Raw genomic sequence first — 12,341 nt, 5'->3', positions numbered from 1 at the left:
CGATGATTCCGTGGTTGGCGATGAGGTCGTTCGCTGCCGAGTAGGCAGCTCAGAAATGCGTGCGAATCACGCCCGAACGGTTGTCCTTGTTCGCTGCCGAGTAGGCAGCTCAGAAAATGTCACGCGAGAGCCGGCGCCGGTCATCGCCGTTCGCTGCCGAGTAGGCAGCTCAGAAAACCCCGAACTGGTCGAGTTCTTCGCCGACCCGGTTCGCTGCCGAGTAGGCAGCTCAGAAAGCTCGAGATGCTGGTCGATCCTGCGCCGTACCGTTCGCTGCCGAGTAGGCAGCTCAGAAACTGCCGAAAGAAACCGGCGTGTCGGTGCCCTATGTTCGCTGCCGAGTAGGCAGCTCAGAAACGGCGCGTCTGCTGTCAGCGGAATCCCGCTACGTTCGCTGCCGAGTAGGCAGCTCAGAAACGCGAGGTCGGCCAAGAGTGGTACGACATGGGGTTCGCTGCCGAGTAGGCAGCTCAGAAATACCCGGTGCTGGACTTTGTAGGCGGCATCGGGTTCGCTGCCGAGTAGGCAGCTCAGAAATTGCCTGCGAACATCCGGCAGCGATATCCATAGTTCGCTGCCGAGTAGGCAGCTCAGAAATTGCTGCGGCCCACATGGGTCACCAGGTCGCTGTTCGCTGCCGAGTAGGCAGCTCAGAAATGATCCAGCAGCAGCGTGAAGCGGTAGTAGCGGTTCGCTGCCGAGTAGGCAGCTCAGAAATCCGAATGCGCGGGCTATGTGATGCCTTCGGCGTTCGCTGCCGAGTAGGCAGCTCAGAAATTTGAACATCCTGGACATCGTGCCCGAGGGGAGTTCGCTGCCGAGTAGGCAGCTCAGAAAAAGATCGGCGTGCGCCCAAACGCGGTGCTCATGTTCGCTGCCGAGTAGGCAGCTCAGAAATCACCCGCAGCACACTGACCATCCCCGGGCAAGTTCGCTGCCGAGTAGGCAGCTCAGAAAATACTGGGAAACCGAGGGCTACGGCGTCGATTGTTCGCTGCCGAGTAGGCAGCTCAGAAAGCCCGCTGTCGCACTTCGGGATGGGGGATGGCGTTCGCTGCCGAGTAGGCAGCTCAGAAATTGGAGGCGCGCGAGGGCAGGATGATCCGCCAGTTCGCTGCCGAGTAGGCAGCTCAGAAAACCGACTACGTACTCGCGGCGGATTCGAGCGAGTTCGCTGCCGAGTAGGCAGCTCAGAAATCTAGAGAACGAACGTTGTTGTAGACCTCCAAGTTCGCTGCCGAGTAGGCAGCTCAGAAATTCATCGCTTCGATCAATTTTTCTTGGGTCGTGTTCGCTGCCGAGTAGGCAGCTCAGAAACTGACGGCCACGGTGTCGGCATTGCGCACGTTGTTCGCTGCCGAGTAGGCAGCTCAGAAATGTAATGCGCGCGGGGCTTCCGGCACGATGAAGTTCGCTGCCGAGTAGGCAGCTCAGAAATGGTCAGCACAAAGGCCGATCAGCCCGATCCCGTTCGCTGCCGAGTAGGCAGCTCAGAAAACCTTCGCGCGCTTCGCTGCTGCTCCCATCGGGTTCGCTGCCGAGTAGGCAGCTCAGAAATGATGTGGAGCAAGAACAAGAAGGCCATGACCGTTCGCTGCCGAGTAGGCAGCTCAGAAATGCGTCATCGGCAGCAGGTAAGTGCGCTCGATGTTCGCTGCCGAGTAGGCAGCTCAGAAAGGAGAAGCCAGATTCGGGCTGCACGGCTCGGTGTTCGCTGCCGAGTAGGCAGCTCAGAAAGCCACCAGCCTCTGCAGCAGCTCCTTTTGCTCGTTCGCTGCCGAGTAGGCAGCTCAGAAATTGTGCGCTTCCCATGCATCAGGATCGCTTTCCGTTCGCTGCCGAGTAGGCAGCTCAGAAAACGTTGTTGCCGTCCCAGTTGCTGCCGAGCTGGTTCGCTGCCGAGTAGGCAGCTCAGAAAGTTGAGCCGCGGCGCGGCCGGTGGGTACGGCCGTTCGCTGCCGAGTAGGCAGCTCAGAAAGCATCCCTTACGGCAAGCGCCAGACGTGGCCCGTTCGCTGCCGAGTAGGCAGCTCAGAAAGCTTTGTTGCCGAGCTGAAGAATCTGGTTGCCGTTCGCTGCCGAGTAGGCAGCTCAGAAAATAGCTTGACACGCTGAAAACGCCTGCGGTTGGTTCGCTGCCGAGTAGGCAGCTCAGAAAACCGCCCAACTGAAAGCGTCGAGGTTGCAGACGTTCGCTGCCGAGTAGGCAGCTCAGAAATCGGTCACATCGATGGGAGTGTTCCGGCTCTTGTTCGCTGCCGAGTAGGCAGCTCAGAAATGTCGCCGAGTTAGGTTGAGAATTTAAGATACGTTCGCTGCCGAGTAGGCAGCTCAGAAACTTGCGCCGGTGAATCTCGGGACTCGCACGGAGTTCGCTGCCGAGTAGGCAGCTCAGAAATTAGCGCCCTGACGACCACCGTCACCCAGCAGGTTCGCTGCCGAGTAGGCAGCTCAGAAACGTCCTGGTATGTGATGCTGAGGTGTCGCATTGTTCGCTGCCGAGTAGGCAGCTCAGAAAAGCTCACGTCTGCGGGCGTTGCTATCCGCTGGGTTCGCTGCCGAGTAGGCAGCTCAGAAAAATGCGGGAAGTCCGCACCGCTGATCGCTACGCGTTCGCTGCCGAGTAGGCAGCTCAGAAAACCAATCACGTCGGTTTCGGCGGTGAGCGTCTGTTCGCTGCCGAGTAGGCAGCTCAGAAATTCGGCTTGACGACGGTGACATTCGATGAGGTGTTCGCTGCCGAGTAGGCAGCTCAGAAAATCAAGGGTGATGCTCAATTATCCAAGACGCTGTTCGCTGCCGAGTAGGCAGCTCAGAAATGCGCAACGGGCTCGGTGTCCAGCCCCGGTGCGTTCGCTGCCGAGTAGGCAGCTCAGAAAGATTAAATATCTACGCTCGCGGCTGCCAACCAAGTTCGCTGCCGAGTAGGCAGCTCAGAAAATTTAGCAGTGCGTTAACCACGGTAAACTCAAGTTCGCTGCCGAGTAGGCAGCTCAGAAAAGAACCGCATCGAGTTCGGGGCTTGGCCCATGGTTCGCTGCCGAGTAGGCAGCTCAGAAAACAAGTCGCAGAGCTACTTCCGCCCAGCGTCCGTTCGCTGCCGAGTAGGCAGCTCAGAAATGCGCCCCGGCTGTTGCCCAGGCATTGGCGGAGTTCGCTGCCGATTAGGCAGCTCAGAAAGTTCTTGCCTGTGACCGGTTCTACCGCTTGCTGTTCGCTGCCGAGTAGGCAGCTCAGAAAGTCCCCAAGGCTCAAGATACCGCGCTTTCGTCGTTCGCTGCCGAGTAGGCAGCTCAGAAATCGATCGAGGAACCGTTCGCGAGCTCGAGCACGTTCGCTGCCGAGTAGGCAGCTCAGAAACGCTCCGGGTACATGGCGCACATGGGGCCGTAGTTCGCTGCCGAGTAGGCAGCTCAGAAATTCGGAAGACCTGGCCGAGGCGAAGCAGCAGCGTTCGCTGCCGAGTAGGCAGCTCAGAAAACATGAAGAACCCAGGAAAGGCCCGGTGGGCTGTTCGCTGCCGAGTAGGCAGCTCAGAAACGGTGAAGGGCGTGACTTAGAACGGCTAACAAAACCGCTCAACAAAGCGTATGCAGATCACAGCACATGCCAGGCGCAGCAAGGCCAAGTGGGTGTCCAGACGACGTTCGAAACGGATCCGCAGCTTGCCGAAGCCCGCCAGCCACGCATGCGTTCGCTCCACCCCCCAGCGATGCCGTCCCAATCGCTCGCGGCCTTCCACTCCCCGCCGGGCGATTCGTGCGGCAATGCCGCGTTGACGCAGATGCCGGCGACATCGCTTGAAGTCGTACCCCTTGTCGGCGTGCAGCTTGTCCGGTCTGCGGCGTGGACGCCCTTGCAGGCCAGTAATCGCCGGCAATGCATCGACCAATGGCTCGAGCATCATCGAATCATGTCGGTTCGCACCCGACACCATCAACGCCAAAGGCACCCCGCGACGGTCAACGATCAGATGCCGCTTGCTACCCGATTTGCCGCGGTCGGTTGGGTTCGGGCCCGTTTCCTGGCCCCCCGGGGGCTGGCAACGCTTGCCCCATCGATACTTGCCCGGCTCCAGTCGATCTGGTCGTACTGCCGCAGACGCCCCAGCAACGTATGGTGCAGTCGCTCCCAGACGCCGGACTGTTGCCACGCCTGCAGGCGACGCCAGCAGCTCATGCCACTCCCATAGCCGAGCTCTTGCGGCAGGTCCTCCCAGGCAATCCCGGTGTACAGCACGAACAGGATGCCGTTGAACACCGCCCGATCCTCCAATCGAGGGCGTCCACCCTTGGCCGAGCGCGGTACCTCTGGAACTAGCGGCGCAAGTTCATCCCACAACTTCTGACCGATCAATGCACGTCTCATCGTGCATAGCATCGCTCTTTGGTGGTTTTGTTAGAAGCTCTTAGGCGCGCTGCACAGTTCACTGCCGAGTAGGCAGCTTAGAAAATCGTCTCCGTTGAGATTGAATTCCTAGTCAAGTTCGCTGCCGAGTAGGCAGCTCAGAAAAAGCTGGAGGATGGCCCGCGCAAGAGCGCGGCGTTCGCTGCCGAGTAGGCAGCTCAGAAATTGACCGGGCGCAGGCGCAGGGCCTTGCTGTTGTTCGCTGCCGAGTAGGCAGCTCAGAAATTGCGGGAATCTCGCTTTGGTCCGTTGCCGACGTTCACTGCCGAGTAGGCAGCTCAGAAATTGGGCACAACGGCCTCACCCCGCAGGCCCAAGTTCGCTGCCGAGTAGGCAGCTCAGAAACCAAGCGCCGGGAGTTCATCACCTCGGGCGATGTTCGCTGCCGAGTAGGCAGCTCAGAAATGCGGCAACCGGAGCAGAAAGCATCTGCTGGTGTTCGCTGCCGAGTAGGCAGCTCAGAGAATGTAGGCGGCGAGGAGGTCCAGCGCTTCGTTGTTCGCTGCCGAGTAGGCAGCTCAGAGCATGTTCGATGCATGGAAAACACCACCCCGCGCGTTCGTTGCCGAGCAACCAGACCAGAAGCCTTCGACGGAATCCAGTTAGGCTAGCAGGCTTTCTGTTCTTTCCGCTCGGCAACCACTTCACTTCCGACAATCCACCCGATGTAGGAGAACGCAGGGCATACGCCTATCATCCAAAGCCAGACGACCAGCCTTGGACTTTTTCCGTGCCCCCCCTCCGCTCCTTCCTAGACAAATCCCCCACCCTCGGCCAGCGCGTCTACATCGACCCCGCCTGCACGATCATCGGCGACGTGGCGCTGGGCGATGACGTGTCGGTGTGGCCGGGTACGGTGATCCGGGGCGATGTGAACCATGTGCGCATCGGGGCGCGCACCAACGTGCAGGACGGCACCATCATCCATGTCAGCCACGAGAGCCCGTACAACAAGGGCGGCTACCCCACGCTGATCGGCGAGGGCGTGACCGTGGGGCATGGCTGCATCATCCATGCGTGCAGCATTGGCGATTACTGCCTGATCGGCATGGGCGCGTGCGTGCTGGATGGCGCGGTGATCGAGGACGAGGCGTTCATCGGCGCCGGTGCGGTGGTGGGGCCGGGCAAGCGGGTGGCACACGGCGAGTTGTGGGTGGGCAATCCGGCGCGGCCGGTGCGCACCTTGAGCGCGAAGGACATCGAGGGGCTGCGGTATTCGGCAGACCATTACGTGCGCTTGAAGGATCAGTATCTGGGGATGGCGGGCTGACGTCAGGCCAGCGGGCGTTGCCCCCGCTCTACAGGGCGCCACCGGCATTTCACGTTGCCGCCGGGTCCACCCTGCCTCACACTGCCGGCCTCGGGCGTGGGGACGCCCTCCAGGGAAAGGAACCTTTTCATGTCGATCAGATCCATGGCGCTGGGCCTGTTGGCCGGCGCGACGCTGTTCTGCGCCGCTTCGCCGGCCGCGCTGGCGCAGGACGAGCAGGACGCCGCGGCGTTCGTGCAGTCGCTGCATTTCCGCTCGGGCGCCATCGAGGTGCCCGAGGCCAAGGCGCGCTTCAACCTGGGCCCGGAGTTCCGCTATCTGGACCAGGCCGATGCGCGGCGCGTGCTGGAGGACATGTGGGGCAACCCGCCCGACGAGGACGTGCTGGGGCTGATCGTGCCGCGCTCGCCGGGGCTGGCCGACGAGGACAGCTGGGCGGTGGTGGTCACCTATGCCGACGACGGCTATGTGTCCGACGAGGACGCGTCGAAGATCAACTACGACGAGCTGCTGCGCGACATGCAGGAGCAGATCAACGAAGCCAACCCGGAACGCGAGAAGGCCGGTTACGGCACGCTGAAGCTGGTGGGCTGGGCGGTGCCGCCGCGCTACGACGCCGGCAACAACAAGCTGTACTGGGCCAAGGAGCTGGAGTTCAACGGCCAGTCCGGCCACGTGCTCAATTACGGCATCCGCGTGCTCGGCCGCCATGGCTACCTGAGCCTCAATGCGGTGTCGGGCATGGGCGAGCTGCCGCTGGTGCGCACCGGCATGGAGAAGCTGCTGCCGATGGCCGAGTTCGAGCAGGGCGCGCGCTATGCCGACCACAACCCCAAGACCGACAAGATCGCCGCCTATGGCGTGGCGACGCTGATCGGCGGCGGGCTGGCGGCCAAGGCCGGGCTGTTCGCCAAGCTGGGCCTGATCTTCGCCAAGTTCTGGAAGCTGCTGCTGATCGGCGTGGTGGCGCTGGGGGGCGTGGTGAAGAAATTCTTCGGCGGTGATCGCAAGAACACCACGGTGCAGTAAGGCGTACCGGCCCGCGGGAGCCTCCTTCCGCGGGCTGGGCATCCGTTGCGGCGGCCGGTAAAGTCAGCCGCTGACAGGACGCTACCGAGACACGCATGCCAGCGGCAGCCGCCCGGTCCGGATACCGGGCTTGCGACAACTCCCGACCCTGCACGCGACGGGCGGCGCCCGGCCGTTGAGCGCTGCGCCGCCCATGCTCGATACCTACCGCGAAGTCATCACGCCCGAAGGCGTGCCGCTGCAGCTGCCGGCGGCCGGGCCGGTGCCGCGTGCGCTGGCGTGGCTGATCGATCTGATGGCGCGTTTCGGCGTGCTGGCGCTGATGAGCCCGCTGCTGATGGCGCTGGGCGGGCTGGGCCAGGGCCTGTACCTGGGGCTGATGTTCCTGCTGTTCTGGGGTTACCCCATCGTGCTGGAGGTCTGGTTCGGCCAGACCCTGGGCAAGCGTGTGCTCGGCCTGCGCGTGGTGGCGCGCGACGGCGCGCCGCTGGGCTGGATGCCGGCGATCGTGCGCAACCTGCTGCGCACCGTGGACATGCTGCCGTTCGGCTACGCGCTCGGGTTGATCGCCTGCCTGTGCGATGCGCACGGGCGCCGACTGGGCGACCTGGTGGCCAGCAGCCTGGTGGTGCACGTGCCGGCGCCCGCGCCGGTGCCGCCGGCACGCATCGATGCCGTGCTGGCGCCGCCGCTGCCGCTGCAGCCGGCCGAGCAGCAGGCGGTGATCGCCTTTGCCGACCGCGCCCCGGCGCTGCCCGGCCCGCGCCAGAGCGAGCTGGCCGACATCGCCAGCGGCCTGAGCCGGGCGCAGGGCCAGACCGGCGTGCTGCGCCTGTACGCCATGGCCAACTGGCTGCTGGGGCGGCGATGAGGCAGGAGCAGTTCGTCACCCGCCACCAGCACGAATGGCGCCAGTTCGAGGACTGGCTGCAGCAGCGCGGCGGCAGCGCGCGCAAGGCGCGCGGCACGCCCGCGCCCGATCTGCCGGGCGACGAGACCATTCCCGAGCGCTACCGGCGCCTGTGCCAGCAGCTGGCGCTGGCGCGCCGCCGCGGCTACAGCCCGCAGCTGGTCGAACGCCTGCAGCAGCTGATGCAGCGCGGCCACAACCTGCTGTACCGCGCGCCGCCGCCACGCTGGCAGCGCGCGGTGGAATTCCTGTTCGCCGGTTTCCCGCAGCTGGTGCGCAGCCAGGCCGCGGCGATGTGGGTGGCCTGCGCGCTGTTCGTGGTGCCGCTGGTGGGCGTGTTCGTGCTGCTGCAGTACAGGCCGGAACTGGTGCACCTGCTGCTGGACCCGCGGCAGGTCGCGCAGATGGAAAAGATGTACGCGCCCACCGCCGAGCACCTGGGCCGCGACAGCGGCACCGACTGGGCGATGTTCGGCCACTACATCATGAACAACATCAGCATCGGCCTGCGCACCTTCGCCAGCGGCCTGCTGGCCGGCGTCGGCGCGGTGCTGGTGCTGCTGTTCAACGGCCTGACCATCGGCGCGGTGGCCGGCCACCTGCAGCATGTGGGCTATGGCGATGCGTTCTGGCGCTTCGTGGTGGGGCATGCGCCGTTCGAATTGACCGCCATCGTGATTGCCGGTGGCGCCGGCCTGCAGCTGGGCCTGCGGTTGATCGCGCCGGGCCGCAAGCGGCGCATCGACGCGCTGGTGGAGGGCGGGGTGATCGGTGCGCGGCTGTGCCTGGGCGTGGCCTTCATGCTGCTGGTGGCGGCCTTCATCGAGGCGTTCTGGTCGTCCATCGCCTGGGTGCCGGCGTGGGGCAAGTTCACCGTCTCCGGCGTGCTGTGGACGCTGGTGTTCGCCTGGCTGTGGCGCGGCGGGCACGGGGGCGGCGATGCGCATTGACCAGCTCGACGTGGTGCTGCGCGCGCGTTCGCAGTGGGAGGCGATGGAGCTGGGCAGCGCGCTGGTGCGGCGCCATGCCGCGGCCATCTGGAAACCGTGGCTGCTGCTGACCCTGCCGCTGTTCGCGCTGCTCAACCTGGCCGGCTGGTGGCTGGAGGCCTTCTGGCTGCCGGCGCTGCTGATGTGGTGGTTGAAGCCGGCGTTCGAACGCATCCCGCTGTACGTGATCTCGCGCGGCGCGTTCGGCGCGGTGCCCGGCACCGCCGATACGTTGCGCGCGCAGTGGCGCTGGGGCTGGCGCGGTTTGCTGGCCTATCTGAGTTGGCGGCGCCTGAGCCCGGCGCGCTCGCTGCTGATGCCGGTGGACCTGCTCGAAGGCGGCGACGCCGGACAACGGCGGCTGCGACGGCGCGTGCTGGGCGGTGCGGCCTACGGCCATGCGGCGCTGTTGACCCTGGTGTACTGGCATTTCGAGGTGATGCTGCAGCTGGCCGGCATCGCCCTGGTCTTCATGTTCGTGCCGCTGGATGCGCTGCCCGAATCGCTGCGCGTGGCGGTATCGCTGATCGGCAGCGACACTCCGGCGTGGGTATGGCTGGGCTTCAACCTGCTGGCCTGGGCCGCGATGACGCTGATCGGCCCGTTCTACAGCGGCGCCGGCTTCGGCCTGTACCTCAACCGCCGCACCCAGCTGGAAGCCTGGGACGTGGAGATCGCCTTCCGCCGCCTGCGTGAGCGGCTGGCGCGCGCGGCGCCGCTCCTGCTGCTGGTGGCGCTGGCGTTCGCGCCGTTGTCGCTGCCGCTCCATGCGCAGGAAGCCAGTGATGCGGCGCCGGCGACGCACGACAACCACAAGGGCGGCGCCGCGCCTGCTTCTGTGGCAGCCACGCCGGCGACGATATTCGGTCCATCACCGGTCGATACCGGCGGCTTCCGCCAGGCCGCCGCACGCGCCTATGAGGATCCCCAACTCGGCGCCAAGCACATGGTCTGCCATTGGGAGCGCAGGAAGCCCGAGGAAGAGAAGCCGACGCGGGACTGGAACTTCCCCGGCGGTGAACTGGTGGGCGCGTTCGTCAAGCTGCTGGCCCTGCTCAGCGAGGGCTTGCTGTGGATCGTGGTCGGCGCGCTGCTGCTTGCGCTGGCGCTGACCACCCGCTGGTGGCTGCCCTGGCTGCGCGGCAGCGGGCGCCGCCGCCGGCACGAAGTCGAGTCGGACGTCACCCAGCATGAACTGCAGCTGCCCGACACCCTGCCGCCGGATATCCTCGCCAGCGCCCGCCGCCTGTGGCAGGACGGCAGGCCGCGGCATGCGCTGGCCCTGCTGTACCGCGCCAGCCTGGATGAACTGGCCCAGCGCGCCGACATCGTGCTGCCGCCGGGCAGCACCGAGGCGCAGTGCCTGCGCGCATCGAAGCGCATGCCGCAGGAAGCGGACCGGCGCCTGTTCGCACGCATGGTGCGCACCTGGCAGTACGCCGCCTACGCCGGCCGCCTGCCATCGGAGGATGAGTTCCAGGCCCTGCTCGACGACCTGCGCCAGCAGTACGGGTGGCCGGCATGAGCCCGCGCTGGCGCAATGCGTTGATCGCCGTGGCCGTCCTGCTGCTGGCGGGCCTGGCGGTGATGTGGTTCCTGCGCAGCTACCAGCGCGTCTGCGAACAGGCCACGCTGCCGGCCTATGGCGAGCCCAGCTTCAATCCGTTGTTCGCCCTGCGCGAAACCCTGCGCCGCGATGGCGTGGACGCCGAGACGCGGCGCACGCTCGACCTGCCGGCCATGCATCTGCAGCCGCGCGACACCATGCTGCTGCTCGACGACCCGCGCCAGCTCGCATCCGCACAGGTCGAACAGCTCGTGGACTGGGTGGAGTACGGCGGCCACCTGCTGCTGCGCATGCCCAAGGCCGACGACACGCTGGACGGCGAGCAGACGCTGTTCGACCCTTTCGGCATCGTTCCCGACGAGGCCGCGCCGCGCTGCCAGCCATGGCGCGTGCAGGGACAGGAAGAACACCAGGAATTCTGCGCCGGCAACCGCTTCACCCTGGGCGAGAGCGCCCGCGCCGAGCTGCGCTGGGGCGACGCCAGCGACGACACGCTGGCCTACGCGCGGCTGCGCTACGGCGGCGGCCGCGTGGATGTACTGGCCGACATGGATTTCCTGCGCAACGGCCAGGACGACAAGGACACCGGCCTGCGCGACCTGCCGCACCGCGACCTCGCGCGGCTGGTGCTGGCCCCCAATTACGGCAAGGGCCGCATGCACTTGGTCTACGCAGCTGAAGCGCCGTCGCTGTGGCGCACCGTGCTGCAGCGCGGCTGGCCGATCTGGCTGCCGCTGCTGCTGGCCCTGCTGGCATGGCTGTGGATGCGCGCCCAGCGCTTCGGCCCGCTGTTGCCCTCGCCGCGGCAGGAACGCCGCTCGCTGCTCGAACACGTGCGCGCCAGCGGCGAGCACCTGCACCGCTACGGCAAGGCGCCGCTGCTGTACGACGCGGTGCGTCAGTCCTTCCTTGCGCGCCTGCGCCGGCGCGCACCGCTGGCCGCCGCCCTCGCCGGCGACGCCCAGCTGCAGGCCATCGCCGACCACCTGCGCTGGCCGCTTGAACGCGTGCGGCTCGCCCTGCAAGTTCCGCCGTCGCGCGACGACGCCGCGCTGCGCGAACGCATCGCCCTGCTGATCCAGATGAGAAACCAGCTATGACCGACCTGCCCGCTCCGCCCGCCCTCCCCGGCGATGCGCCCGCACCGGCGCCCGCGCCCGGCAACACCGACCTGATCGAACGCGTCGAACGCCTGCGCGAAGCCGTCGGCCAGGCCTTCATCGGCCAGGCCGACGTGCTGGACCAGATCCTGGTCGCGCTGCTGGCCGGCGGCCACGTACTGATCGAAGGCGTGCCCGGCCTCGGCAAGACCCTGCTGGTGCGCGCCCTGGCGCAGGCGCTGGAGCTGGACTACGCGCGCGTGCAGTTCACCCCCGACCTGATGCCCAGCGACGTCAGCGGCCACGCCGTGTACGACCCCAAGACCGAGAGCTTCAAGATCCGCCGCGGCCCGGTGTTCACCAACCTGCTGCTGGCCGACGAGATCAACCGCGCACCGGCCAAGACCCAATCGGCGCTGCTGGAGGTGATGCAGGAAGGCCAGGTCACCATCGAGGGCCGCGCCTTCCCGCTCAACCCGCCGTTCCTCACCCTGGCCACGCAGAACCCGGTGGAGCAGGAAGGCACCTACCCGCTGCCGGAAGCCCAGCTGGACCGCTTCCTGCTCAAGGTGCTGATCGACTACCCGCAGCTGGAAGACGAGAAGCGCATGGTCGAGGCGATCACCGCCGGCCGCAGCGCCAGCGACTTCGACCTGTCGCAGGTACCGCGGGTGATGAGCGGCGCCGACGTGGTGCGCATGCAGCAGGCGGTGGCGGCGATCACCGTCGACCCGCAGGTGATCGACTATGCGGTGCGCATCGTCGCCGCCACGCGCAAGTGGCCCGGCATCGCCCTGGGCGCCGGCCCGCGCGGCAGCCTTGCGCTGGTGCGCGCGGCGCGTGCGCAGGCGGTGTTGGCCGGGCGCGATTTCGTCACCCCCGACGACGTCCGCGAGATCGCCAAACCAGCGCTGCGACACCGCATCGCGCTGGCACCGGAGCTGCAGATCGAAGGGCAGTCGGCGGACGATGCGTTGACCGCGCTGCTGACGAAGGTGGAGGCGCCGCGCAAGTGACCTTTGTGGGCGGCCATGCGGATTCGGTCCCTGCTCCCTCGTACACGGTGCGG

At 66.0% G+C, this 12,341-nt stretch carries 8 protein-coding genes and 2 CRISPR repeat arrays (1 of these 10 only partly in view); of the genes, 7 read left to right on the top strand and 1 reads right to left on the bottom strand.

From position 1 onward, the window contains the following. Positions 1 to 3,540: direct repeats of the CRISPR family, unit length 28 nt; unit sequence GTTCGCTGCCGAGTAGGCAGCTCAGAAA (it extends 1,292 nt beyond the left edge of the window). Positions 3,541 to 3,565: 25 nt separating this feature from the next. Further along, positions 3,566 to 4,368, bottom strand: a protein-coding gene (locus QMX80_RS05690) for an IS5 family transposase (RefSeq protein WP_282275799.1) whose coding sequence is annotated in 2 segments (ribosomal slippage) — positions 3,566 to 4,038 and positions 4,038 to 4,368 — 804 coding nt in all. Because the reading frame shifts where the segments join, the coding sequence is not laid out codon by codon here. 56 nt (positions 4,369 to 4,424) lie between these two features. Further along, positions 4,425 to 4,992: direct repeats of the CRISPR family, unit length 26 nt; unit sequence GTTCGCTGCCGAGTAGGCAGCTCAGA. Positions 4,993 to 5,137: 145 nt separating this feature from the next. Between QMX80_RS05690 and QMX80_RS05685 the strand changes: the two genes are divergently transcribed. From QMX80_RS05685 to QMX80_RS05655, 7 genes are all read left to right on the top strand, one after another. Next, positions 5,138 to 5,677 carry a gamma carbonic anhydrase family protein gene (locus tag QMX80_RS05685; protein ID WP_282275797.1) on the top strand — a complete coding sequence of 180 codons (540 nt, stop codon included), beginning with the start codon at positions 5,138 to 5,140 and terminating at the stop codon, positions 5,675 to 5,677. Positions 5,678 to 5,806: 129 nt separating this feature from the next. Next, positions 5,807 to 6,706 (top strand): DUF2167 domain-containing protein, encoded by a 900-nt coding sequence (locus QMX80_RS05680; RefSeq protein WP_282275795.1) that lies wholly within the window; start codon positions 5,807 to 5,809, stop codon positions 6,704 to 6,706. A gap of 193 nt (positions 6,707 to 6,899) precedes the next feature. Further along, positions 6,900 to 7,577, top strand: coding sequence for an RDD family protein (locus QMX80_RS05675; protein WP_282275827.1), 678 nt, complete (start codon positions 6,900 to 6,902; stop codon positions 7,575 to 7,577). Then, positions 7,574 to 8,566 (top strand): stage II sporulation protein M, encoded by a 993-nt coding sequence (locus QMX80_RS05670; protein ID WP_282275793.1) that lies wholly within the window; start codon positions 7,574 to 7,576, stop codon positions 8,564 to 8,566. The genes QMX80_RS05675 and QMX80_RS05670 overlap by 4 nt, the downstream gene beginning before the upstream one ends. Further along, positions 8,556 to 10,130: a DUF4129 domain-containing protein gene (locus QMX80_RS05665; protein ID WP_282275791.1), complete on the top strand. Its 1,575-nt coding sequence runs from the start codon at positions 8,556 to 8,558 to the stop codon at positions 10,128 to 10,130. Before QMX80_RS05670 ends, QMX80_RS05665 begins: the two co-directional genes overlap by 11 nt. Beyond that, positions 10,127 to 11,272 carry a DUF4350 domain-containing protein gene (locus tag QMX80_RS05660; protein WP_282275790.1) on the top strand — a complete coding sequence of 382 codons (1,146 nt, stop codon included), beginning with the start codon at positions 10,127 to 10,129 and terminating at the stop codon, positions 11,270 to 11,272. The genes QMX80_RS05665 and QMX80_RS05660 overlap by 4 nt, the downstream gene beginning before the upstream one ends. Next, positions 11,269 to 12,288: a MoxR family ATPase gene (locus QMX80_RS05655; RefSeq protein ID WP_282275788.1), complete on the top strand. Its 1,020-nt coding sequence runs from the start codon at positions 11,269 to 11,271 to the stop codon at positions 12,286 to 12,288. The genes QMX80_RS05660 and QMX80_RS05655 overlap by 4 nt, the downstream gene beginning before the upstream one ends. Positions 12,289 to 12,341 lie beyond the last annotated feature (53 nt).

The organism is Stenotrophomonas sp. PS02297, from assembly GCF_029959705.1.
Classification (GTDB): domain Bacteria; phylum Pseudomonadota; class Gammaproteobacteria; order Xanthomonadales; family Xanthomonadaceae; genus Stenotrophomonas; species Stenotrophomonas nitritireducens.
This window is presented reverse-complemented; position numbering and strand designations above follow the sequence as displayed.

Excerpts from the sequence above, each read along its gene's own strand:
- QMX80_RS05680 (WP_282275795.1), top strand. The coding sequence starts at position 5,807 with ATGTCGATCAGATCCATGGCGCTGGGCCTGTTGGCCGGCGCGACGCTG.
- QMX80_RS05675 (WP_282275827.1), top strand. The coding sequence starts at position 6,900 with ATGCTCGATACCTACCGCGAAGTCATCACGCCCGAAGGCGTGCCGCTG.
- QMX80_RS05670 (WP_282275793.1), top strand. The coding sequence starts at position 7,574 with ATGAGGCAGGAGCAGTTCGTCACCCGCCACCAGCACGAATGGCGCCAG.
- QMX80_RS05665 (WP_282275791.1), top strand. The coding sequence starts at position 8,556 with ATGCGCATTGACCAGCTCGACGTGGTGCTGCGCGCGCGTTCGCAGTGG.
- QMX80_RS05660 (WP_282275790.1), top strand. The coding sequence starts at position 10,127 with ATGAGCCCGCGCTGGCGCAATGCGTTGATCGCCGTGGCCGTCCTGCTG.
- QMX80_RS05655 (WP_282275788.1), top strand. The coding sequence starts at position 11,269 with ATGACCGACCTGCCCGCTCCGCCCGCCCTCCCCGGCGATGCGCCCGCA.